We start from the raw sequence: 23,124 nt of genomic DNA, 5'->3' as shown, positions 1-23,124 counted from the left end.
CCTCACGCCTCCAGCCCCAGCCGGAAACAGCAGACCTCCTGCCCGGGGTGCGGGGTCGTGAAGCTCTCCGCGCGCTGCATCCCCAGCCGCCGGGCGACGGCGATCGACCGTTCGTTGCGCGCGTCGATCGTCGCCACCACCCGGTCCACCCCCGCCGCGCGCACCCGCTCCAGGGTGAGGCGCGCGGCGGCGGTGGCATAACCCCGGCCCCAGGCGGCCCGACCGAGCCGCCAGCCGATCTCGATCTCGCCGACCGGGCCGTACGCGGTCTGCGGCCACGGCTGCGCACCGGTGAAGCCGAGGACCTCGCCGTCCTCGTCGAGCACGGTCCACAGGCAGAAGCCGAGCTCCGCGTCGTATCTGCACCGGCGCGCGGTCCACTCCTCGTACAGCGAGAGTTCCGCCGATGTGCCGCCGAAGAACTCCATCACCTCCGGGTCGTCGAACGCCCGGTGCCAGGCAACGGCGTCCTCGTCGGTCGGGACACGCAGCTGCACGGAGGGGCCGGGGGAGTGCACGGTCGACAACGGGGAGCCCTTCGGAAGGTTGGTGAGCAGGCACCCATAGACTGCACGGGACATGTGCCGCGCGGCACGCGATTTCGAGTCTTCGGGAGATCCGACCGTGACCGAGCCCCTGTCCGAACACAGCGCGGATGTGATCGTCGTGGGGGCAGGCCCAGCCGGCTCCACGACCGCGTACTACCTTGCCAAGGCCGGACTCGACGTTCTCCTGCTGGAGAAGACCGCCTTCCCGCGCGAGAAGGTCTGCGGCGACGGTCTCACCCCGCGCGCCACCAAGCAGCTCGTCGCCATGGGCATCGACATCTCCGAAGAGGCCGGCTGGCTGCGCAACAAGGGTCTGCGCATCATCGGCGGCGGCGTCCGGCTGCAGCTGGACTGGCCGGACCTCGCCTCGTACCCGGACTACGGACTGGTCCGCAAGCGCGACGACTTCGACGAGCAGCTGGCCCGTCAGGCGCAGAAGGCGGGCGCCCGGCTGTACGAGCGGTGCAATGTCGGCGCTCCGATCACCGACGAGCGCACCGGCCGCATCACCGGTGTGAACGCGAAGCTCGGCGAGGAGAAGACCCCGGTCACCTTCCACGCCCCGCTCGTCGTCGCCGCCGACGGCAACTCCACCCGGCTGTCGCTCGCCATGGGCCTGCACCGCCGCGAGGACCGCCCGATGGGTGTCGCGGTCCGTACGTACTTCACCTCCCCGCGCCACGACGACGACTACCTGGAGTCCTGGCTGGAGCTGTGGGACCGGCGCGGCCCCCAGGACCGACTGCTGCCCGGCTACGGCTGGATCTTCGGCATGGGCGACGGTACGTCCAACGTCGGCCTCGGCATCCTCAACTCGTCGTCCGCCTTCAAGGAGCTGGACTGGCGCGAGATCCTCAAGGCGTGGTGCGCGTCCATGCCGGAGGACTGGGGCTTCACCCCGGAGAACATGACGATGCCGATCCGCGGCGCCGCGCTCCCCATGGCGTTCAACCGCCAGCCGCACTACACCAAGGGGCTGCTGCTCGTCGGTGACGCGGGGGGCATGGTCAACCCGTTCAACGGCGAAGGCATCGCGTACGCCATGGAGTCGGGACAGATCGCCGCGGACGTCATCGTCCAGGCGCATGCCCGCGCGACCCCCGCCCAGCGCGAGCTGGCGCTGCACAACTACCCGAAGATCCTCAAGGAGACCTACGGCGGCTACTACACGATGGGCCGCGCCTTCGTGAAGCTGATCGGCAACCCGAAGGTCATGAAGATCGCCACCCAGCGCGGTCTGACGCACCCGCTGCTGATGAAGTTCACGCTGAAGATGCTCGCCAACCTCACCGACCCGACGGGCGGCGATGCGATGGACCGCATCATCAACGGCCTTTCCAAGGTGGCCCCGAAGGCCTGACCGTCATTCCCGTCCGCGTCCTCGCTCGGTCCACGAGCGAGGCGCCGGCGATCTCCGTGATGCGTGTCGGGCAGTGAGCCCGCTGTCCCGCTGCACGGATTCGGGGGTGGGCGGCGCCCCCGGCCGGGTCAGTAGTAGCCCTTCTCGCCGTCGATGATCTCCCGTACGGCATCGAGATGACCGGCGTGCCGGGCCGTCTCCTCGATCATGTGGAACAGCATCCACCGCAGATTCGCGGAGGCGATCTCGAAGTCGGGATGGCGGCCCACGTCCTCCAGGGCGTGGGCCGCGACGATCTCGTCGGTGACGGCGCACTGCTGCTCGTACTCCTTGAGGAGCTGTGCGAGCGGAATGCCGTCGACCCGCATGTCGGCATCCTCGGTGTCCGGGTCGAACCGCGGCCCCACGGCGGGCCGGCCGAGGAACATCACCTCGAACCAGCAATTCTCGACCCAGCGCAGATGCGAGACGATCCCCGCGGCCGACAGATGCGGCGAGGCGGGGAGCACGGCCCGGTGCGCATCGGTCTCGGACAGCCCCTCGCACTTCCAGTGGACGACCGCCCGCTGCATGTCGAACCAGCCGAGCAACTGGGTCCGCTCGTCGGCTTCGTACGGAGGGCGTATACGCGGGCGGGTCATGGGAGTTGAAGCTACCCCGACCGGGACCGTGTGCGCAGGCGGATCCGGGAACGGACAAGGCACCGGGGCGGCAGCGACAGCACCGGAATCACCGCTCCACGACGAAGGGCCGTCGCTCCCGAGCGGGGGAGTGACGGCCCTTCGCCGTGTTCGCGCGCTTGTGAATCAGAGAACGCGGACCGCGCCCGACGGCGGGTCGTAGCTCAGCGGGCGCTGCACCACACCGGTGCTGGAGTTCTGCGCACCGACGAACTGGCCGCCGCCCACGTAGACGCCGACGTGGTACGCGGAGCCCGCGCCGCCCCAGTAGAGGATGTCGCCGGGCTGGAGGTTGCTCAGCGAGACCTGGGTGCCGGCGGTCGACTGGGCCTGCGAGACGCGCGGGAGGTCGACACCCACCGTGCGGAACGCGGCCTGGACCAGGCCGGAGCAGTCCCAGGAGTTGGGGCCGGTGCCGCCGGACACGTATGCGTCGCCGACCTGCGCCTTGACGAACGCGATGACGGACGCGGCGGAGCCGGTGGCGCTCGACGAGGAGGGGGCCACGGCGGTGGAGCCGGACGCGCTGAGCGTCGTGCGGGCCTCGGAGCGGGAGGCGCGCAGGGCGGCCTCCGCCTTGGCCTTGGCGGCCGCCTCTGCCTTCTTCTTGGCCTCCGCCTTGCGGACCGCCTCGGCCTTGGCCTTCGTGGCGGCCTTGGCCGCGCTGGTGGCTGCGGCGTCCTCGTGGGCCTGCGTCTCCAGGTCCAGGGCGACCTGCTGCGTGGCCTCGGCGGACGCGGCGACGGAGGTGGAGAGCCCGGAGGTGAGGGTGGGCATCTCGATGGTCTGGGTCACCGGCTCGGCCTGGGCCGGACCGGCAGCGGCTGCGACCGCGATGGTGCTGAGGACGCCACCGGCAACTCCGGCCCTCAGCGCCGTTCTCGGGGCGCTTCGACGGGGCTTCCGGTGGCTGGGTATGTGAGCGGTGTGGGACATGAGTACTAGCGCTATCAGGGCCCCTGGGTTCCCTTCAAGAAACGTGTGTTGCGACACAGTTACGTTCGGAATCTGTGAATCCGCTTTCTGGCAGCCTTTATTGACGCCGTAACGGGCAAACCGGGCATGCATGATCACCGCTGTGATCATGGGCTTTCAGTAATTCGCCCGAATTGCCCGTCGCTTACCATCCGTTCACGCCGATGGCCAAGCCCGCTTTTATTGAAGGCCTTGCGGAGTGACGCAGGTCACAGCGTGACTGTCGCGTGGTGGGCATACGGGCGGTCGGCGCGCGCGATGGCGTCGACGGCGGGGTGGCCGGCGCGGTGGGCGGCGCGGCGGCGGGCGCGGCGGTCGGCGTTTCATCCGGAAGATCGCGAATGTGTGCACGCGTCCACATCGCTCCCCGCGAGCCCCTCGCGCGGGTGACCCGGAGTGGGACGGATCCTCTTATCACCACCCAGCCGTCCATTGCCAATTTGCTAGTCGAGGCGTCTGATTGTTAGAGGAGCATCGCCTTGACCAGCAATAACAACACCAGATGTCACGTCTCGTGATCGCGCGGCCGCTTTGCGTACGAAGATCACTCCTCATCCGGCTTCATGATCCTTCGCCGGGTGGTGGAGATCACAAAGTCGGTGTAGTACCCCGTGTCGCAGATCACAGGACGGCAGGCATAGGATGCGGGGCAGTCGGGCTTGTGAACTGCCTCACATGTGCACGATCTTGGTGAGGTGGCGAGCCGGTCGCCCGATGCGGTCCAACGGTCAAGGACGACTGGAAGGAGCGAGGAGCGTGAATGCCTACGCGCCCATCCTCGTGCTCGGCGCCCTCGGGGCAGGGTTTGCGATCTTCTCCGTGGTCATGGCCACGCTTATCGGCCCAAAGCGGTACAACCGAGCAAAGCTCGAAGCGTACGAGTGCGGTATTGAACCCACCCCCACTCCAGCCGGAGGCGGCCGCTTCCCCATCAAGTACTACCTGACGGCGATGCTCTTCATCGTCTTCGACATCGAGATCGTCTTCCTCTATCCCTGGGCGGTCACGTTCGACGCCCTGGGGATCTTCGGGCTCGTCGAGATGCTGCTCTTCGTGCTCACCGTCTTCGTCGCCTATGCGTATGTATGGCGTCGCGGCGGCCTGGAATGGGACTGAGGGGCTGAGGGGCACACCATGGGACTCGAAGAGAAGCTGCCCAGCGGCTTCGTGCTGACCACTGTCGAGCAGGCCGCCGGCTGGGTGCGGAAATCCTCCGTCTTCCCCGCGACGTTCGGTCTCGCCTGCTGCGCCATCGAGATGATGACGACCGGAGCCGGGCGCTACGACCTGGCCCGGTTCGGGATGGAGGTCTTCCGCGGATCGCCGCGGCAGGCGGATCTGATGATCGTGGCGGGGCGGGTCAGCCAGAAGATGGCGCCCGTCCTGCGGCAGGTCTACGACCAGATGCCGAACCCCAAGTGGGTTATCTCCATGGGGGTTTGTGCATCATCGGGTGGGATGTTCAACAATTACGCCATTGTGCAAGGTGTTGATCACATTGTCCCGGTCGATATCTATTTGCCGGGTTGTCCGCCGCGCCCCGAGATGCTGATGGACGCCATTCTCAAGCTCCACCAGAAGATCCAGGGGTCCAAGCTCGGGGTCAACGCGGAGGAGGCCGCCCGCGAGGCGGAGGACGCGGCACTCAAGGCGCTTCCCCTGATCGAGATGAAGGGGCTGCTGCGGTGAGCGACGAGCAGAACAACAACGGTGTACCCGCGCCGCGCGACGAGACCGGCGAGGTCATCGGCGTACGCAAGGGCATGTTCGGCGCCAACAACGGCGGCGACACCACCGGCTACGGCGGTCTCGTCCGCACGGTGACGCTGCCGGGCGCCACGTCCCGGCCGTACGGCGGCTGGTTCGACGAGGTGGCCGACGAGCTCGAAGGGGCCCTGGAGGAGCAGGATCTGCTTCCCGACAACGCCATCGAGAAGACCGTCGTCGACCGCGGTGAACTCACCTTCCACATCGCCCGCGAGCACCTGCTCACCGTGGCTCGAACCCTGCGCGACGACCCGGCCCTGCGCTTCGAGCTCTGTACCGGGGTGAGCGGTGTCCACTTCCTCGGCGACAAGGGCCGCGAACTGCACGCCGTCTACCATCTGCGGTCGATCACCCACGGCCGGCTGATCCGGCTGGAGGTCTCGGCCCCGGACAGCGACCCGCACATCCCGTCGCTCGTCGCGGTCTATCCGACCAACGACTGGCACGAGCGCGAGACCTACGACTTCTTCGGGCTCATCTTCGACGGGCACCCGGCCCTCACCCGGATCATGATGCCGGACGACTGGCAGGGCTTCCCGCAGCGCAAGGACTACCCGCTCGGTGGCATCGCCGTCGAGTACAAGGGCGCCCAGATCCCGGCTCCGGACCAGCGGAGGTCGTACTCCTGATGACTACTCCCCATGCAACGCCTCGCGCCACGACCGAGGGGACTGTATATACAGTCACCGGCGGCGACTGGGACGAGGTCGTCGAGTCGGCGGTCAAGTCCGACGACGAGCGCATCATCGTCAACATGGGTCCCCAGCACCCGTCCACGCACGGCGTGCTGCGGCTGATCCTGGAGATCGACGGCGAGACCGTCACGGAGGCCCGCTGCGGCATCGGCTACCTCCACACCGGCATCGAGAAGAACCTCGAATTCCGGAACTGGACGCAGGGCACCACGTTCGTCACGCGCATGGATTACCTGACGCCGTTCTTCAACGAGACGGCGTACTGCCTGGGCGTCGAGAAGCTCCTCGGTATCGAGGACCAGATCCCCGACCGGGCGACGGTCCTGCGCGTGCTCCTGATGGAGCTCAACCGGATCTCCTCGCACCTGGTGTGCATCGCCACCGGTGGCATGGAGCTCGGCGCCACCACGATCATGATCTACGGGTTCCGTGATCGTGAACTCGTTCTCGATCTGTTCGAGCTGATCACCGGGCTCAGGATGAATCACGCGTTCGTCCGGCCCGGCGGACTCGCCCAGGACCTGCCGCCGGGCGCGCTCGACCAGCTGCGCGAGTTCGTGAAGACCATGAAGAAGAACCTGCCGGAGTACGACAAGCTCGCCACCGGCAACCCCATCTTCAAGGCCCGCATGCAGGACGTCGGCTATCTCGACCTGACCGGCTGCATGGCGCTCGGCGCCACCGGCCCGATCCTGCGCTCCGCCGGACTCCCGCACGATCTGCGCAAGACCGATCCCTACTGCGGCTACGAGACCTACGAATTCGATGTCCCCACCGCCGACAGCTGCGACGCCTACGGCCGCTTCCTCATCCGTCTGGAAGAGATGCGGCAGTCGCTGCGGATCATCGAGCAGTGCATCGACCGGCTCGCCCCCGGACCGGTCATGGTCGCCGACAAGAAGATCGCCTGGCCCGCCCAGCTCGCGCTGGGACCCGACGGGCTCGGCAACTCGCTCGACCACATCAAGAAGATCATGGGGACCTCCATGGAGGCCCTGATCCACCACTTCAAGCTGGTGACCGAGGGCTTCAGAGTCCCGGCCGGACAGGCGTACACCGCCGTCGAATCGCCCAAGGGCGAGCTCGGCGTGCATGTCGTCTCGGACGGCGGAACCCGCCCCTACCGGGTCCACTTCCGCGACCCGTCCTTCACCAATCTGCAGGCCATGGCGGCGATGTGCGAGGGCGGCCAGGTCGCCGACGTCATCGTCGCCGTCGCGTCCATCGACCCCGTGATGGGAGGCGTCGACCGGTGACCGAAGCACGTCAGGAAGTCAGTCTGGGGATGCCGCAGCTCCCCGCCCCCGCCTACCCGGCCGAGGTGCGTGCCAGGCTCGAAGCGGACGCGAAGGAGGTGATCGACCGCTACCCCGACAGCCGCTCCGCGCTGCTGCCGCTGCTGCACCTGGTGCAGTCAGAGGAGGGATACGTCTCCCGCACGGGCATGGCGCTCTGCGCCGAGCTGCTCGGCCTCACCACCGCCGAGGTCACCGCGGTCGCCACCTTCTACACGATGTACCGGCGCAAGCCCAGCGGCGACTACCAGGTGGGGGTCTGCACCAACACGCTGTGTGCGGTGATGGGCGGCGACGCCATCTTCGACCGGCTGAAGCAGCATCTCGGCGTCGGCAACAACGAGACGACCGAGGACGGCAAGGTCACCCTCGAACACATCGAGTGCAACGCGGCCTGCGACTTCGCACCCGTGGTGATGGTCAACTGGGAGTTCTTCGACAACCAGACGCCCGAGAGCGCGACGCAGCTCGTCGACGACCTGATCGCCGGGCGCACCGTCGAGCCCACCCGCGGTGCCCCGCTCTGCTCGTACAAGGAGACCGCGCGGATCCTGGCCGGCTTCCCCGACCAGCGCCCCGGCGCCGTCGAGGCGACCGGCGGGGCGGGCCCCGCCTCGCTGGTCGGCCTCCGGCTGGCGAAGGGCGAGGAACCGCACCCGAAGGTCGTCGCCCCGCGCGGCGAGCAGGCCCGCGACGACGCTCCGCAGCAGACCTCCGCATCCGACCCGGACCACCCGGCCGGTCCCGCAGCAGAGGAGGGAGAGTGATGACGTTGGCAGCCGAAATCAACGACGGGGGCGGCAACAACAGCGGGGCCAGCCTCGAGAAGCTGCTCTCACCCGTGCTCTCCGCCTTCTGGGACGAGCCCGAGTCCTGGACCCTGGACACCTACAAGCGGCACGGCGGCTACGAGGGGCTGCGCAAGGCCCTCGCCATGTCCCCGGACGACCTCATCGCGTACGTCAAGGACTCCGGACTGCGCGGCCGCGGCGGCGCGGGCTTCCCCACCGGCATGAAGTGGCAGTTCATCCCGCAGGGCGACGGCAAGCCGCACTACCTGGTGGTCAACGCCGACGAGTCGGAGCCCGGGACCTGCAAGGACATCCCGCTCCTCTTCGCCAACCCGCACAGCCTCATCGAAGGCATCGTGATCGCCTGCTACGCGATCCGCTCCTCGCATGCCTTCATCTATCTGCGCGGTGAAGTCGTCCCCGTACTGCGGCGCCTGCACGAAGCCGTGCGCGAGGCGTACGAAGCGGGCTACCTCGGGACGAGCATCCTGGGCTCGGGGCTCGACCTGGAACTCACCGTGCACGCGGGCGCGGGCGCGTACATCTGTGGTGAGGAGACCGCACTGCTCGACTCGCTCGAAGGGCGACGCGGCCAGCCCCGGCTGCGGCCCCCCTTCCCCGCGGTCGCCGGTCTGTACGCCTGCCCCACCGTGGTGAACAACGTCGAGTCCATCGCCTCGGTTCCCGCGATCCTGAACAAGGGCAAGGAGTGGTTCAAGTCGATGGGCAGCGAGAAGTCCCCGGGCTTCACGCTGTACTCGCTCAGCGGCCACGTCGCCAGCCCCGGACAGTACGAGGCCCCGCTCGGCATCACGCTGCGCCAGCTGCTCGACATGAGCGGCGGCATGCGCGCCGGCCACCGGCTGAAGTTCTGGACCCCGGGCGGCTCCTCCACCCCGATGTTCACCGACGAGCACCTCGATGTGCCCCTCGACTACGAGGGCGTCGGCGCCGCCGGTTCCATGCTCGGCACCAAGGCGCTCCAGTGCTTCGACGAGACGACCTGCGTCGTGCGGGCCGTCACCCGCTGGACCGAGTTCTACGCCCATGAGTCCTGCGGCAAGTGCACGCCATGCCGCGAAGGCACCTACTGGCTCGTCCAGTTGCTCCGCGACATCGAGGCCGGCAAGGGACAGATGGCCGACCTCGACAAGCTGAACGACATCGCCGACAACATCAACGGCAAGTCCTTCTGCGCCCTCGGCGACGGCGCCGCCTCGCCGATCTTCTCCTCGCTGAAGTACTTCCGCGAGGAGTACGAGCGGCACATCACCGGCCGGGGCTGCCCCTTCGATCCCGCCAAGTCGACCGCCTGGGCCGACGACAAGAACGCTCACCAGGGGGTGAACGCATGACAGTCACCACAAGTGCGCCCTCCGGGGGCGGCGAGGCGGCGGTCCCGCCCGAGGACCTTGTCACGCTGACGATCGACGGCATCGAGATCAGCGTGCCCAAGGGCACCCTGGTCATCCGCGCCGCCGAACTCCTCGGCATCGAGATCCCGCGCTTCTGCGACCACCCGCTCCTCGACCCGGCCGGCGCCTGCCGCCAGTGCATCGTCGAGGTCGAGGGCCAGCGCAAGCCGATGGCGTCCTGCACCATCACGTGCACCGACGGCATGGTGGTCAAGTCGCAGCTCACCTCGCCGGTCGCCGACAAGGCGCAGCGCGGTGTGATGGAGCTGCTGCTCATCAACCACCCGCTGGACTGCCCGGTCTGCGACAAGGGCGGCGAGTGCCCGCTGCAGAACCAGGCGATGTCGCACGGCGACCCGGACTCCCGGTTCGACGGAAAGAAGCGGACGTACGAGAAGCCCGTTCCGATCTCCACCCAGGTGCTGCTGGACCGTGAGCGGTGTGTGCTCTGCGCGCGCTGCACCCGGTTCTCCAACCAGGTGGCGGGCGACCCGATGATCGAGCTGATCGAGCGCGGCGCGCTCCAGCAGGTCGGCACGGGCGAGGGCGACCCGTTCGAGTCGTACTTCTCCGGCAACACCATCCAGATCTGCCCGGTCGGCGCGCTCACCTCGGCGGCGTACCGGTTCCGCTCCCGCCCCTTCGACCTGGTGTCGTCGCCGTCGGTGTGCGAACACTGCGCGGGCGGCTGCGCGACCCGCACCGATCACCGGCGCGGCAAGGTCATGCGGCGGCTCGCCGCCAACGACCCCGAGGTCAACGAGGAGTGGGTCTGCGACAAGGGCCGCTTCGGCTTCCGCTACGCGCAGCAGCGGGACCGGCTCACCACGCCGCTGGTACGGAACGCGGACGGTGTCCTCGAACCGGCGAGCTGGCCCGAGGCACTGGCTGCCGCGGCCGCCGGGCTCGCCGCCGCACGCGGCAGGACCGGCGTCCTCACCGGCGGCCGGCTGACCGTCGAGGACGCCTACGCGTACAGCAAGTTCGCCCGGATCGCCCTCGATACGAACGACATCGACTTCCGGGCCCGGGTGCACAGCAGCGAGGAGGCCGACTTCCTGGCCGCCCGCGTCGCCGGGCGCGGACGCGACCTGGACGGCAGCGGGATCACCTACACCTCGCTGGAGAAGGCTCCGACCGTCCTGCTGGTCGGCTTCGAGTCCGAGGAGGAGGCGCCCGGCGTCTTCCTGCGGCTGCGCAAGGCCCACCGCAAGCACGGCCAGCGCACCTTCGCCATCGCCTCGCACGCCACCCGCGGTCTGGAGAAGGCGGGCGGCACGCTGCTGCCCGCCGCGCCCGGCACCGAGACCGAGTGGCTGGACGCGATCGCGGGCGCCGTCGGACTCGAGGGCGACGGAGCCGCGGCGGCCGAGGCGCTGCGCGGCGAGGGCGCCGTGATCGTGGTGGGCGAACGTCTGGCCGGCGTACCGGGCGGGCTGACCGCCGCGGTACGGGCGGCCACCGCGACCGGATCCCGCCTGGTGTGGATCCCGCGCCGGGCCGGCGAGCGCGGTGCGGTGGAGGCGGGCGCGCTCCCGTCGCTGCTGCCCGGCGGCCGCCCGGCCACCGACCCGCGTGCCAGGGACGAGGTGGCGGCCGTATGGGGCGTCGCCGAACTCCCCTCCCGGTTCGGCCGCGACACCGGCCAGATCGTCGAGGCCGCCGCCACCGGCGAACTGGGCGCGCTGCTCGTCGCCGGGGTGGAGACCGCCGACCTGCCGGACCCGGCCCGCGCCCTGGAGGCGCTGGACCGGATCGGCTTCCTCGTCTCGCTGGAGCTGAGGCCCAGCGAGATCACCGAGCGGGCCGACGTCGTCTTCCCGGTCGCCGCGGTGGCCGAGAAGCCCGGCACCTTCCTCAACTGGGAAGGCAGGGCCCGGATGTTCGAGGCGGCGCTGAAGCCCGAGCAGATGACGCGGAGACTCGCGCCGACCGATGCCCGGGTGCTGCACATGCTCGCCGACGCGCTCGACGTCCACTTCGCGCTGCCGGATCTGAGGTCCGTACGCCGTGAGCTGGACCGGCTCGGCGGCTGGACCGGTACGCGCGCCGCCGACCCGCACGAGTCGGCGCAGCCGCTGCCCCGGCCCGGCGACGGCGAGGCGGTCCTCGCGGGCCACCGGCTGCTGCTCGACCAGGGGCGGCTCCAGGAGGGCGACGCGGCGCTGGCCGGCACCCGCCACGCGGCGGTCGCCCGGCTCTCCGCCGTCACCGCCGCCGAGACGGGTGTGAAGGACGGCGATCTGCTGGCCGTCACCGGACCGTCCGGCAGCGTCGAACTCCCGCTGCAGGTCACCGACATGCCGGACCGGGTGGTCTGGGTGCCGCTGAACTCCGTCGGGCGGGGCGTACCGGCCGACACCGGCGCCCACCCCGGCGGTCTGGTCCGGATCGGCCCCGCCGCACCGGGTACTCCCGACGTCACACCGGAGGTGCGAGCGTGACTGCCCTCGCTCAACTGGCCTCGGCGCCCGACCGTGCCGTACTCGCCGCCGAGGATCTGTCGATGTTCGGCACCGACCCCTGGTGGCTCGTCGTCATCAAGGCGGTGTTCTGCTTCGCGTTCCTGATGGTGACCGTGCTCTTCTCCATCGTGTGGGAGCGCAAGGTCGTCGCCTGGATGCAGCTGCGCATCGGCCCCAACCGGCACGGCCCCTGGGGCATGCTCCAGTCGCTCGCCGACGGCATCAAGCTGATGCTGAAGGAAGACGTCATCGTCAAGCGGGCGGACAAGGTCGTCTATGTCCTCGCGCCGATCGTCGCCGCCGTACCGGCGTTCATGGCGATCGCCGTGATCCCGTTCGGGCCGTCCGGCAACGAGGTCTCGATCTTCGGCCACCGTACGGCGATGCAGCTCACCGACCTGCCGATCGCGATGCTCTACGTCCTCGCGGTCGCGTCGGTCGGGATCTACGGCATCGTGCTGGCCGGCTGGTCCTCCGGATCGACGTACCCGCTGCTCGGCGGATTGCGCTCCTGCGCGCAGATGATCTCGTACGAGATCGCGATGGGCGCCGCGTTCGCCTCCGTCTTCCTCTACTCCGGGTCGATGTCGACCTCGAAGATCGTGGAGGCGCAGCAGGACCGCTGGTTCATCATCCTGCTGCCGGTCTCGTTCATCATCTACATCGTCACCATGGTCGGTGAGACCAACCGCGCCCCGTTCGACATGCCGGAGTCCGAGGGCGACCTCGTCGGCGGCTTCAACACCGAGTACTCGTCGATCAAGTTCGCGATGTTCATGCTCGCCGAGTACGTCAACATGGTCACCGTCTCCGCCGTCTCCACGACGCTGTTCCTGGGCGGCTGGCGGGCCCCGTGGCCGATCAGCACCTTCTGGGAGGGCGCGAACCACGGCTGGTGGCCGATGCTCTGGTTCGTCCTCAAGGTCCAGCTGCTGCTGTTCTTCTTCATCTGGCTGCGCGGCACGCTGCCCCGCGTCCGCTACGACCAGCTGATGAAGCTCGGCTGGAAGGTTCTGATCCCGGTCTCCGTGGTCTGGCTGATGCTGGTCGCGACCGTGCGGGCGCTGCGCAACGAGGGCTACGACTTCTCGAAGATCGTGCTGTACGTGGCCGGGGCCGTGATCGCGATCCTGCTGATCTCCTTCGTCGTCGACATCTTCCGGGACCGCTCGGCCAAGGCGGCCGGGACGGAAGCCGGACCCCGGCCGGAGTTCGACCCGATGGCGGGCGGATTCCCGGTGCCGCCGCTGCCCGGACAGACCCTGCCGCCGGTACCGCGCCGCAGGCCACGGCACGAGCGGGAGCTCGTTGTCAGTGGCGGGCTGGATACTCAGAGTGACGGCAGTCAGATTGGTGGGAGTCCGAGTGACGGAAAGGAGGCTGACGGTGTCTGAGCCATCGGAGTCCACTGGGGACAAGTTCCAGAATCCTGTGGCCGGCTTCGGCGTGACCTTCAAGGCCATGTTCAAGAAGCGGCTGACCGAGCAGTACCCCGAACAGCAGAAGGTGACGGCGCCGCGCTTCCACGGCAGGCACCAGCTCAACCGTCACCCGGACGGCCTGGAGAAGTGCGTCGGCTGCGAGCTGTGCGCCTGGGCCTGTCCCGCTGATGCCATCTATGTGGAGGGCGCGGACAACACCGACGAGGAGCGCTACTCCCCGGGTGAGCGCTACGGCCGCGTCTACCAGATCAACTACGCGCGCTGCATTCTCTGCGGACTGTGCATCGAGGCGTGCCCGACCCGGGCGCTCACGATGACCAATGAGTTCGAGCTCGCCAACACCACCCGCGAGAGCCTCATCTACACCAAGGACGAGCTGCTCGCGGGCCTGGAGGAGGGCATGGTCGACACTCCGCACGCGATCTTCCCGGGCATGGACGAGCAGGACTACTACCGGGGGCTGGTCACCGAGGCGGCGCCCGGCACGGAGCGTCAGGTCGCGGTCTCCAAGGGGGAGTCCAAGGACGAGGAGGTGGACGCATGACCGGCCTGGCCGCAGCGGCCTCCACCACATCGACCGGCGAGGCCTTCCAGTTCTGGGTGCTCGGCACGGTCGCCGTGATCGGCGCGCTGTCCACCGTGCTGATGAAGAAAGCCGTGCACAGCGCGCTGAGCCTCGCCGGGACCATGATCGTCCTGGCGGTGTTCTACCTGGCCAACGGCGCCTACTTCCTCGGCGTCGTCCAGATCGTCGTCTACACCGGCGCGATCATGATGCTGTTCCTCTTCGTGGTCATGCTCGTCGGCGTCACGGCGGCGGACTCGCTGAAGGAGACCCTCAAGGGCCAGCGCTGGCTGGCCGCGGGATGCGGGCTCGGCTTCGGCGTCCTGCTGATCGCGGGCATCGGCAACGCCTCGCTGAACAGCTTCAACGGACTCGGCACCGCGAACGCCGCGCACGGCGGAAACGTCGAGGGGCTGGCCAGCCTCATCTTCACCAAGTACGTCTTCGCCTTCGAGATCACCGGCGCCCTGCTGATCACGGCGACGGTCGGCGCGATGGTGCTCACCCACCGGGAGCGCACCGAACGGGCCAAGACCCAGCGGGAGATGTCGCAGGAGCGCGTACGCGGCAAGCACCTGCCGCCGCTGCCCGCCCCGGGTGTCTACGCCCGGCACAACGCCGTGGACATCGCCGGTCTGCTCCCCGACGGCACCGCGTCCGAGCTCACCGTCATGCAGACACTGCGGCAGCGCGGCCAGATCCGCGACGTGTCGAACGAGTCGCTGGCCGACCTCAAGGCGCTGGAGCAGCGCTCCGAGGAGCGGCTCGGCCGTGACCAGGACGAAGAGGAGGTCACCAAGTGAATCCGGTCAACTACCTCTATCTCTCCGCCCTGTTGTTCACCATCGGCGCGTCCGGGGTGCTGATCAGGCGGAACGCGATCGTGGTGTTCATGTGCGTGGAGCTGATGCTCAACGCCTGCAACCTCGCGTTCGTCACCTTCTCCCGGATGCACGGCAACCTCGACGGCCAGATCATCGCCTTCTTCACGATGGTCGTCGCCGCCGCCGAGGTCGTGGTCGGGCTCGCGATCATCGTGTCGCTGTTCCGTTCCCGCCACTCGGCCTCGGTCGACGACGCCAGCCTGATGAAGCTGTAAGGGGACGCTGAATCGTGGACAACCTCATTGCGCTGCTCGTCGCGGCGCCCCTGCTCGGAGCGGCCGTGCTGCTCTGCGGCGGTCGACGGCTGGACCGCTTCGGACACTGGATCGGCACGCTGCTCGCCGCCGCGTCGTTCGTCGTCGGTGCGGTGCTCTTCGTGGACATGCTGGGGAAGGGCGCCGACCAACGGGCTCTGCACCAGTACCTGTTCAGCTGGATCCCGGTCGAGGGTTTCCGGGCCGATGTGGCCTTCCAGCTCGACCAGCTGTCGATGACGTTCGTGCTGCTGATCACCGGTGTGGGCACCCTGATCCACATCTACTCGATCGGCTACATGGAGCACGACGAGCGCCGGCGCCGATTCTTCGGCTATCTGAACCTGTTCCTCGCCGCGATGCTCCTGCTGGTCATCGCGGACAACTACCTGCTGCTGTACGTCGGGTGGGAGGGCGTCGGTCTGGCGTCGTACCTGCTGATCGGCTTCTGGCAGCACAAGCCCAGCGCGGCCACCGCCGCCAAGAAGGCGTTCCTGGTCAACCGGGTCGGCGACATGGGCCTGTCGATCGCGATCATGCTGATGTTCACCACATTCGGCACCTTCGCCTTCGGCCCCGTCCTGGCCTCGACCGGGGAGACGAGCGAGGGCAAGCTGACGGCGATCGGCCTGATGCTGCTGCTCGCCGCCTGCGGCAAGTCGGCCCAGGTGCCGCTGCAGTCCTGGCTCGGTGACGCGATGGAGGGCCCGACCCCGGTCTCGGCCCTCATCCACGCCGCCACCATGGTGACCGCGGGCGTCTACCTGATCGTCCGCTCGGGCGCGATCTTCAACGCCGCCCCGGACGCGCAGCTGGTCGTCGTGGTCGTCGGTGGGGTCACGCTGCTCTTCGGTGCGATCGTCGGTTGCGCGAAGGACGACATCAAGAAGGCCCTCGCCGGGTCGACGATGTCGCAGATCGGCTACATGATCCTGGCCGCCGGGCTCGGCCCGATCGGCTATGTCTTCGCGATCATGCACCTGGTGACGCACGGCTTCTTCAAGGCCGGGCTCTTCCTCGGCGCAGGTTCGGTCATGCACGGCATGAACGACGAGGTCGACATGCGGAAGTTCGGCGGCCTGCGCAGGTACATGCCGGTCACCTTCATCACCTTCGGCCTCGGCTACCTGGCGATCATCGGTTTCCCCGGCCTGTCCGGGTTCTTCTCCAAGGACAAGATCATCGAGGCGGCGTTCGCCAAGGGCGGCACCGAGGGCTGGATCCTCGGCGCCGTGACGCTGCTGGGCGCCGCGATCACCGCGTTCTACATGACGCGCGTGATGCTGCTGACGTTCTTCGGCGAGAAGCGCTGGCAACCCGACGCCGAGGGGCACGATCCGCACCCGCACGAGTCCCCGAAGTCGATGACCATCCCCATGATCGTCCTCGCGTTCGGTTCGGTCTTCGCCGGAGGGTTCTTCTCCATCGGTGACCGCTTCCTGAACTGGCTGGAGCCGGTCACCGGACACAGCCACGGAGACTCTCCCGTCAGCGCCATGACGGTCACCGCCGCCACCATGGTGGTGCTCGTCATCGGCGTCGCCATCGCCTGGGCGATGTACGGCCGCGGACCCGTCCCGGTCGTCGCCCCGCGCGGCTCGCTGCTCACCCGGGCCGCCCGCCGCGATCTCCTCCAGGACGACTTCAACCACGTGGTCCTGGTCCGCGGCGGCGAGCACCTCACCCGCTCCCTGGTGTACGTCGACCACACGCTGGTCGACGGTGTGGTCAACGGCACGGCTGCAACGATGGGCGGGCTCTCCGGCCGGCTGCGCAAGCTGCAGAACGGCTACGCCCGCTCCTACGCGGTCTCGATGTTCGGCGGTACGGCGGTCGTCATCGCCGCGACCCTGCTGATGAGGGCGGTCTGATCACCATGTCCTTTCCCCTCCTGACAGCGACGGCGGTGCTCCCGGCGATCGGCGCGATCGCCACCGCCGCCGTCCCGGCCGCCCGGCGCACCGCGGCCAAATGGCTGGCGCTGCTCTTCTCGCTGGCCACCCTCGTGCTGGCGGGCATCGTGCTCGCCCGCTTCGAGCCCGGCGGCGCCCGCTACCAGCTCACCGAATCGCACGCCTGGATCAAGGACTTCGGCGTCCGGTACGAACTGGGTGTGGACGGCATCGGGGTGGCGCTCCTGGCGCTCACCGCCCTGCTGATCCCGTTCGTCATCCTGGCCGGCTGGCACGACGCCGATCCCCTGGAGACGAAGTCCTCGCGCTGGCGTCCCACCCAGGGCTTCTTCGCCCTGATCCTGATGGTCGAAGCGATGGTGATCCTCTCCTTCGAGGCCACCGACGTCTTCCTCTTCTACATCCTCTTCGAAGCCATGCTCATCCCGATGTACTTCCTCATCGGCGGCTTCGGGGACCGGGCGCACTCCGGCAGCGACGAGAACGCCGCGGCGCAACGTTCGTACGCCGCGGTCAAGTTCCTCCTCTACAACCTGGCCGGCGGGCTCATCATGCTGGCCGCCGTCATCGGCCTGTACGTCGTCGCGGGCACCTTCTCGCTCTCCGAGATCGCCGAGGCCCGTGCCAACGGCTCGCTCTCCATGGCGACCGGCACCGAACGCTGGCTGTTCCTCGGGTTCTTCTTCGCCTTCGCGGTGAAGGCCCCGCTCTGGCCGCTGCACACCTGGCTGCCCAACGCCATGGGCGAGGCGACCTCCCCGGTCGCCGTCCTGATCACCGCGGTCGTCGACAAGGTCGGCACCTTCGCGATGCTCCGCTTCTGCCTCCAGCTGTTCCCCGATGCCAGCAAGTGGGCGACGCCGGTGATCCTGGTCCTCGCGCTGATCAGCATCGTGTACGGTGCGCTGCTCGCCGTCGGCCAGCGCGACATCAAGCGCCTGATCGCCTACGCGTCGATCTCGCACTTCGGCTTCATCATCCTGGGCATCTTCGCGATGACCAGCCAGGGCCAGTCGGGCGCCACGCTCTACATGGTCAACCACGGGATCTCGACGGCCGCGCTGATGCTGGTGGCGGGCTTCCTGATCACCCGGCGCGGTTCGAGGCTCATCGCCGACTACGGCGGGGTGCAGAAGGTGGCGCCGGTCCTGGCCGGCACGTTCCTGATCGGCGGGCTCGCTACTCTGTCGCTCCCCGGCCTCTCCCCGTTCGTCAGCGAATTCCTCGTCCTGGTCGGCACGTTCAGCGCATATCCGGCGGCCGGCATCATCGCCACCACCGGTATCGTGCTCGCCGCGCTCTATGTCCTCGTCCTCTACCAGCGGACGATGACGGGCCCGGTGAAGGCCGAGGTGCAGGGCATGGCCGACCTGAAGGTCCGGGAGCTGGTGGTGGTTCTCCCGCTCGTCGCGCTCCTGATCTTCCTGGGCGTCTATCCGAAGCCGCTCACGGAGATCGTCAACCCGGCGGTGCAGCACACCATGTCGGACGTACACAAGAAGGACCCCCAGCCTGAGGTGGAGGCCGCCAAGTGAGCGCAACAGCTGTCCACAGCCTGTGGACAATGGCGGGCGGGGTGACAGCGGCCGCCCCGGACGAGAAGTTCAAGGCGCCGGTCATCGAGTACGCCCAGCTGACCCCGGTCCTCATCGTGATCGGTGTCGCCGTCGTCGGCGTACTCGTCGAGGCCTTCGTGCCGCGCCGGGCGCGCTACTACACCCAGGTCTTCCTGACCGTCGTCGCCCTCGCCGCCGCGTTCGCCGCGGTCATCGGCCTCGCGGCCGGGGGGTACGGCACGACGAAGGCGCACATCGCCGCGATGGGTGCCATCGCCGTCGACGGACCCGCCCTGTTCCTGCAGGGCACCATCCTGCTGACGTCGCTGGTCGCCGTCTTCACCTTCGCCGAGCGGCGGCTCGACCCCGTGGCGCACGGCAACCGCGTCGACTCGTTCGCCGCACAGGCCGCCTCGGTGCCCGGCAGCGAGAGCGAGCAGGCCGCGGTCAAGGCGGGCTTCACCACCACCGAGGTCTTCCCGCTGCTCCTCTTCTCGGTGGCGGGCATGCTGGTCTTCCCGGCGGCCAACGATCTGCTGACGCTCTTCGTGGCCCTGGAAGTCTTCTCCCTCCCGCTCTACCTGCTGTGCGCCGTCGCCCGCCGCAAGCGGCTGATGTCGCAGGAGGCGGCGGTGAAGTACTTCCTGCTCGGCGCCTTCTCGTCGGCGTTCCTGCTCTTCGGGATCGCCCTGCTGTACGGGTACGCGGGCTCCGTCTCGTACGCGGCCATCGCCAACGTGGTCGACGGCTCCGTCACCCAGATCGACCCGGCGCTCGCCGCCACCATGGGCAACGACGTGCTGCTGCTGATCGGCGGCGCGATGATCCTGACCGGGCTGCTCTTCAAGGTCGGCGCCGTCCCGTTCCACATGTGGACCCCGGACGTCTACCAAGGCGCCCCGACCCCGGTCACCGGCTTCATGGCCGCGGCCACGAAGGTCGCCGCGTTCGGTGCGCTGCTGCGCCTGCTGTACGTGGTGCTGCCGGGCCTCAGCTGGGACTGGCGGCCGGTCCTGTGGGCCGTCGCGATCGTCACGATGCTGGGCGGTGCGGTCGTCGCCATCACCCAGACCGACATCAAGCGGCTGCTGGCCTACTCGTCCATCGCGCACGCCGGATTCATCCTCGCCGGTGTCATCGCGACGACCCCCAGCGGCATCTCCTCGGTGCTCTTCTACCTGGGTGCGTACTCCTTCGTGACGGTCGGCGCGTTCGCCGTCGTCACGCTGGTGCGCGACGCGGGCGGCGAGGCGACCCACCTGTCGAAGTGGGCGGGGCTCGGACGGCGCTCGCCCCTGGTCGCCGCAGTCTTCGCGGTGTATCTGCTGGCCTTCGCCGGTATCCCGCTGACCTCCGGCTTCGCCGGAAAGTTCGCGGTCTTCAAGGCGGCGGCGGAGGGCGGCGCGGGCGGCCTGGTCGTGATCGGTGTGATCGCGTCCGCCATTGCCGCGTTCTTCTACATCCGGGTCATCGTGCTCATGTTCTTCAGTGAGCCGAAGGCGGACGGCCCGACGGTCGCCGTCCCGTCCCCGCTGACGATGACGACGATCGCGGTCGGTGTCGCCGTCACGCTGGTGCTGGGCCTGGCCCCGCAGTACTTCCTCGACCTGGCGAGCCAGGCGGGAGTGTTCGTGAGGTGACGCGGAGCGGCCGACCGGTGTCCCGGTTGCCGTTCCGCTCCCGATCGCCGGGCGGGCTCCATTCCGAGCCTGCCCGGCGATCGGCTTTCCGGGAGCGGCAGACAGCGCGGGCTTGTCAAGCGTGGCGGGCATTGTCACCGGCGGCGCTTATCGTGGCAGGGGACGGCGCAGAACAGAACGGGACGGACCCCGGGGGACAGAGCGATGAGCGGGACGGGCGGGACCATGGTGGATGTGACCGAGAGCGCCGAGAGCGAAGCGCAGCAGACGCTGCACCGGGTGTTCGGGTACGAGACGTTCCGCGGCGAACAGGAAGCGGTCGTCGACCATGTGGTGGCGGGCGGTGACGCCGTCGTCCTCATGCCCACAGGTGGCGGAAAGTCCCTCTGCTACCAGATCCCGGCCCTGGTCAGACCAGGTACGGGCGTCGTCGTCTCACCGCTGATCGCGCTCATGCAGGACCAGGTCGACGCGCTGCGGGCGCTCGGTGTGCGCGCCGGGTTCATCAACTCCACGCAGGACTTCGACGAGCGTCGGGTCACGGAGGCGGAATTCCTCGCCGGCGAGCTCGACCTGCTGTACCTGGCGCCGGAGCGGCTCCGTCTGGACTCCACCCTCCAGCTGCTCGCCCGCGGAAAGATCTCCGTCTTCGCCATCGACGAGGCGCACTGCGTCGCCCAGTGGGGCCACGACTTCCGGCCGGACTATCTGGCCCTGTCCGTGCTCGGCGAGCGCTGGCCCGACGTGCCCCGGATCGCCCTGACGGCCACGGCGACGAACGCCACACACCAGGAGATCACCCAGCGTCTGGGCATGCCCGACGCGAAGCACTTCGTCGCCAGCTTCGACCGGCCCAACATCCAGTACCGGATCGTGCCGAAGGCCGACCCGAAGAAGCAGCTGCTCTCCTTCCTGAAGGAGGAGCACGCCGGGGACGTCGGCATCGTCTACTGCCTGTCGCGCAATTCGACGGAGAAGACCGCCGAGTATCTCTGCCGCAACGGCATCGAGGCGGTTCCGTACCACGCGGGTCTGGACGCCGGGACGCGTGCGCGCCATCAGGCACGGTTCCTGCGCGAGGACGGTCTGGTCGTCGTGGCGACGATCGCGTTCGGCATGGGAATCGACAAGCCGGACGTACGGTTCGTCGCCCACCTCGACCTGCCGAAGTCGGTCGAGGGCTACTACCAGGAGACCGGCCGCGCGGGCCGTGACGGGCTGCCGTCCACGGCCTGGATGGCGTACGGCCTCCAGGACGTCGTCCAGCAGCGCAAGCTGATCCAGGGCGGCGAGGGCGACGAGGCGTTCCGCCGCCGCGCGGCCGCCCACCTCGACGCGATGCTCGCCCTGTGCGAGACCGCCGACTGCCGGCGCGCCCGGCTGCTCACATACTTCGGCCAGGAGCCGCAGACCGCGGCCTGCGGCAACTGCGACACCTGCCTCACCCCGCCCGAGACCTGGGACGGCACGGTGGCCGCGCAGAAGCTGCTGTCCACCGTGGTCCGGCTGAAGCGGGAGCGCGGCCAGAAGTTCGGCGCCGGCCAGATAGTCGACATCCTGCTGGGCCGCAAGACCGCGAAGGTCATCCAGTTCGACCACGACCAGCTGTCGGTCTTCGGTATCGGCGAGGAGCTGTCCGAGGCGGAATGGCGGGGCGTGGTCCGGCAGTTGCTGGCCCAGGGCCTGCTGGAGGTCGAGGGCGAGTACGGCACGCTGGTGCTGACGGAGGACAGCGGCTCGGTGCTCGGCCGCGAGCGCGAGGTACGGCTGCGCAAGGAGGCGGCGAAGCCCGCGTCGCGCTCCTCGAAGGGCGAACGCAAGGCGAAGACCTCGGCGGCCGTCGCCGAACTGGCCCCGGAGGCCGTACCGGTCTTCGAGGCGCTGCGGGCCTGGCGTGGCGTCCGGGCGAAGGAGCAGGGCGTCCCGGCGTACGTCATCTTCCACGACGCGACGCTGCGCGAGATCGCGACGGTGCGGCCGGCTTCCCTGGGCGAGCTGGGCGGCATCGGCGGCCTGGGGGAGAAGAAGCTGGCGACGTACGGCGAAGGTGTGCTGGAGGTGCTGGGGTCGTTCGGGGACGCAGGGCCCGAGGCGCCGGACCCGGGACCCGCACCGGTCCCGCACCACGTTCCGGGACCGCCGGTGGCCCCGGACGCGGACCCGGAGTTCGGCTGGGACGAGGAACCACCCGAGTACGAGTGAGCGCCGGGGCGGTGCGGCGGGGGCCGGACTACTCCGGGTCCGCCACCCGGCGGCGCGGGGTGATCGCGGTGAGATCGAGATCGATCGGGAAGGGCACGGAGACCTTCATCCGGTCGTGGAAGATGCCGGTGGAGATGTAGGCGCCGGTGGCGGGTTCCAGCTCGAAGACGTAGACCACGGCTCGGCCGTCCTGGTTCTCCACCCGCCAGAAGTGCGGGATCCTGACCCGGGCGTACTTCACCGGCTTGGTCTCCCGGTCCCGCGACCGCGACTCAGGAGACACGACCTCGATGGCCAGCTGCACCGACTCCGCGGGGAAGCGGGTCTGGTCCGGGTCCTGAATGACCTCGCCGTCGACGACGATCACGTCGGGTTCGGGCCGGTTGTAGCGGTCGATGTCGATGGTGAACTCGCGCACGACCTCCAGCTCGGGAGGCACCAGCGACTGCAGCTGCCACTCGAAGAAGCTGACCGCCCGCGAATGGAAGAGGGTCTGCGGACTCACGAAAACAAGGCTCCCGTCGATCAGCTCCGTGTGCGGAGGCAGATTCGGGAGTGTGTCCAGGTCATCGGCGGTCCAGCCGCCCACGGGCGGAACCGCCCACCGCGGCTCGGGGGCCTCGGGTTCGACGCTCATCAGTGCTCCCATGCGTCGGAGTCTCGCGGGACTTTCCAGC

Annotated in this window: 20 protein-coding genes; 16 read left to right on the top strand and 4 right to left on the bottom strand. The window is 68.8% G+C overall.

What is annotated here, in order from left to right:
• Positions 1-2: 2 nt before the first annotated feature.
• The gene (locus ACFU8W_RS25400; protein ID WP_384041332.1) at positions 3-581 is read right to left on the bottom strand and encodes a GNAT family N-acetyltransferase; all 579 of its coding nucleotides are present in this window, start codon (positions 579-581) and stop codon (positions 3-5) included.
• Positions 582-624: 43 nt separating this feature from the next.
• On the opposite strand from ACFU8W_RS25400, the gene ACFU8W_RS25395 reads away from it, so the two are divergent.
• On the top strand, positions 625-1,908 hold the full coding sequence (locus tag ACFU8W_RS25395) for a geranylgeranyl reductase family protein (protein WP_345514879.1): 1,284 nt from the start codon (positions 625-627) through the stop codon (positions 1,906-1,908).
• A gap of 128 nt (positions 1,909-2,036) precedes the next feature.
• On the opposite strand, the gene ACFU8W_RS25390 is transcribed toward ACFU8W_RS25395, so the two are convergent.
• The gene (locus ACFU8W_RS25390) at positions 2,037-2,549 is read right to left on the bottom strand and encodes a DinB family protein (RefSeq protein ID WP_345514880.1); all 513 of its coding nucleotides are present in this window, start codon (positions 2,547-2,549) and stop codon (positions 2,037-2,039) included.
• 165 nt (positions 2,550-2,714) lie between these two features.
• Positions 2,715-3,524, bottom strand: a complete 810-nt coding sequence (locus ACFU8W_RS25385; RefSeq protein WP_345514881.1) for a C40 family peptidase — start codon at positions 3,522-3,524, stop codon at positions 2,715-2,717.
• A 795-nt stretch (positions 3,525-4,319) separates the two neighbouring features.
• Here ACFU8W_RS25385 and ACFU8W_RS25380 point away from each other — a divergent pair.
• The 15 genes from ACFU8W_RS25380 (at position 4,320) to recQ (ending at position 22,447) form a co-directional block, all read left to right on the top strand.
• Positions 4,320-4,679 carry an NADH-quinone oxidoreductase subunit A gene (locus ACFU8W_RS25380; protein ID WP_003992243.1) on the top strand — a complete coding sequence of 120 codons (360 nt, stop codon included), beginning with the start codon at positions 4,320-4,322 and terminating at the stop codon, positions 4,677-4,679.
• 18 nt (positions 4,680-4,697) lie between these two features.
• Positions 4,698-5,252: an NADH-quinone oxidoreductase subunit B family protein gene (locus ACFU8W_RS25375; protein ID WP_030926341.1), complete on the top strand. Its 555-nt coding sequence runs from the start codon at positions 4,698-4,700 to the stop codon at positions 5,250-5,252.
• On the top strand, positions 5,249-5,959 hold the full coding sequence (locus tag ACFU8W_RS25370; RefSeq protein WP_384041327.1) for an NADH-quinone oxidoreductase subunit C: 711 nt from the start codon (positions 5,249-5,251) through the stop codon (positions 5,957-5,959). Before ACFU8W_RS25375 ends, ACFU8W_RS25370 begins: the two co-directional genes overlap by 4 nt.
• Complete coding sequence (locus tag ACFU8W_RS25365) at positions 5,959-7,281, top strand: NADH-quinone oxidoreductase subunit D (protein WP_345514884.1); 1,323 nt, start codon at positions 5,959-5,961, stop codon at positions 7,279-7,281. The genes ACFU8W_RS25370 and ACFU8W_RS25365 overlap by 1 nt, the downstream gene beginning before the upstream one ends.
• Before the next feature lie 29 nt (positions 7,282-7,310).
• Positions 7,311-8,087, top strand: coding sequence for an NADH-quinone oxidoreductase subunit NuoE (gene nuoE, locus ACFU8W_RS25360; RefSeq protein WP_345515346.1), 777 nt, complete (start codon positions 7,311-7,313; stop codon positions 8,085-8,087).
• Positions 8,084-9,466, top strand: coding sequence for an NADH-quinone oxidoreductase subunit NuoF (gene nuoF, locus ACFU8W_RS25355; RefSeq protein WP_384041323.1), 1,383 nt, complete (start codon positions 8,084-8,086; stop codon positions 9,464-9,466). Before nuoE ends, nuoF begins: the two co-directional genes overlap by 4 nt.
• Positions 9,463-11,970: an NADH-quinone oxidoreductase subunit G gene (locus tag ACFU8W_RS25350; protein ID WP_384041320.1), complete on the top strand. Its 2,508-nt coding sequence runs from the start codon at positions 9,463-9,465 to the stop codon at positions 11,968-11,970. Before nuoF ends, ACFU8W_RS25350 begins: the two co-directional genes overlap by 4 nt.
• Positions 11,967-13,385 carry an NADH-quinone oxidoreductase subunit NuoH gene (gene nuoH / locus ACFU8W_RS25345; RefSeq protein ID WP_384041316.1) on the top strand — a complete coding sequence of 473 codons (1,419 nt, stop codon included), beginning with the start codon at positions 11,967-11,969 and terminating at the stop codon, positions 13,383-13,385. The genes ACFU8W_RS25350 and nuoH overlap by 4 nt, the downstream gene beginning before the upstream one ends.
• Positions 13,378-13,977 (top strand): NADH-quinone oxidoreductase subunit NuoI, encoded by a 600-nt coding sequence (gene nuoI, locus ACFU8W_RS25340; protein ID WP_384041313.1) that lies wholly within the window; start codon positions 13,378-13,380, stop codon positions 13,975-13,977. The genes nuoH and nuoI overlap by 8 nt, the downstream gene beginning before the upstream one ends.
• Positions 13,974-14,801, top strand: a complete 828-nt coding sequence (locus ACFU8W_RS25335) for an NADH-quinone oxidoreductase subunit J (RefSeq protein ID WP_266982719.1) — start codon at positions 13,974-13,976, stop codon at positions 14,799-14,801. The genes nuoI and ACFU8W_RS25335 overlap by 4 nt, the downstream gene beginning before the upstream one ends.
• Positions 14,798-15,097 carry an NADH-quinone oxidoreductase subunit NuoK gene (nuoK, locus tag ACFU8W_RS25330; protein WP_037693122.1) on the top strand — a complete coding sequence of 100 codons (300 nt, stop codon included), beginning with the start codon at positions 14,798-14,800 and terminating at the stop codon, positions 15,095-15,097. Before ACFU8W_RS25335 ends, nuoK begins: the two co-directional genes overlap by 4 nt.
• Positions 15,098-15,111: 14 nt before the next feature.
• Positions 15,112-17,007 (top strand): NADH-quinone oxidoreductase subunit L, encoded by a 1,896-nt coding sequence (nuoL, locus tag ACFU8W_RS25325; RefSeq protein ID WP_345514890.1) that lies wholly within the window; start codon positions 15,112-15,114, stop codon positions 17,005-17,007.
• 5 nt (positions 17,008-17,012) lie between these two features.
• The gene (locus tag ACFU8W_RS25320; RefSeq protein ID WP_384041308.1) at positions 17,013-18,584 is read left to right on the top strand and encodes an NADH-quinone oxidoreductase subunit M; all 1,572 of its coding nucleotides are present in this window, start codon (positions 17,013-17,015) and stop codon (positions 18,582-18,584) included.
• The gene (nuoN, locus tag ACFU8W_RS25315; RefSeq protein WP_384041305.1) at positions 18,581-20,245 is read left to right on the top strand and encodes an NADH-quinone oxidoreductase subunit NuoN; all 1,665 of its coding nucleotides are present in this window, start codon (positions 18,581-18,583) and stop codon (positions 20,243-20,245) included. Before ACFU8W_RS25320 ends, nuoN begins: the two co-directional genes overlap by 4 nt.
• A 204-nt stretch (positions 20,246-20,449) precedes the next feature.
• Entirely contained in the window at positions 20,450-22,447 is a 1,998-nt protein-coding gene (recQ, locus tag ACFU8W_RS25310; RefSeq protein WP_384041302.1) for a DNA helicase RecQ, read from the top strand.
• 28 nt (positions 22,448-22,475) lie between these two features.
• Here recQ and ACFU8W_RS25305 read toward each other — a convergent pair whose 3' ends face one another.
• Positions 22,476-23,084, bottom strand: a complete 609-nt coding sequence (locus ACFU8W_RS25305; protein ID WP_384041299.1) for a Uma2 family endonuclease — start codon at positions 23,082-23,084, stop codon at positions 22,476-22,478.
• Positions 23,085-23,124 lie beyond the last annotated feature (40 nt).

It is taken from the genome of Streptomyces sp. NPDC057565 (assembly GCF_042801455.1).
Classification (GTDB): Bacteria; Actinomycetota; Actinomycetes; order Streptomycetales; family Streptomycetaceae; genus Streptomyces; species Streptomyces yanii.
This window is presented reverse-complemented; position numbering and strand designations above follow the sequence as displayed.

Coding starts and splice junctions, on each gene's coding strand:
- ACFU8W_RS25400 (WP_384041332.1), bottom strand. CDS start 581: ATGTCCCGTGCAGTCTATGGGTGCCTGCTCACCAACCTTCCGAAGGGC.
- ACFU8W_RS25390 (WP_345514880.1), bottom strand. CDS start 2,549: ATGACCCGCCCGCGTATACGCCCTCCGTACGAAGCCGACGAGCGGACC.
- ACFU8W_RS25385 (WP_345514881.1), bottom strand. CDS start 3,524: ATGTCCCACACCGCTCACATACCCAGCCACCGGAAGCCCCGTCGAAGC.
- ACFU8W_RS25375 (WP_030926341.1), top strand. CDS start 4,698: ATGGGACTCGAAGAGAAGCTGCCCAGCGGCTTCGTGCTGACCACTGTC.
- ACFU8W_RS25365 (WP_345514884.1), top strand. CDS start 5,959: ATGACTACTCCCCATGCAACGCCTCGCGCCACGACCGAGGGGACTGTA.
- nuoE (WP_345515346.1), top strand. CDS start 7,311: ATGCCGCAGCTCCCCGCCCCCGCCTACCCGGCCGAGGTGCGTGCCAGG.
- ACFU8W_RS25350 (WP_384041320.1), top strand. CDS start 9,463: ATGACAGTCACCACAAGTGCGCCCTCCGGGGGCGGCGAGGCGGCGGTC.
- ACFU8W_RS25335 (WP_266982719.1), top strand. CDS start 13,974: ATGACCGGCCTGGCCGCAGCGGCCTCCACCACATCGACCGGCGAGGCC.
- ACFU8W_RS25320 (WP_384041308.1), top strand. CDS start 17,013: ATGTCCTTTCCCCTCCTGACAGCGACGGCGGTGCTCCCGGCGATCGGC.
- recQ (WP_384041302.1), top strand. CDS start 20,450: ATGAGCGGGACGGGCGGGACCATGGTGGATGTGACCGAGAGCGCCGAG.
- ACFU8W_RS25305 (WP_384041299.1), bottom strand. CDS start 23,084: ATGAGCGTCGAACCCGAGGCCCCCGAGCCGCGGTGGGCGGTTCCGCCC.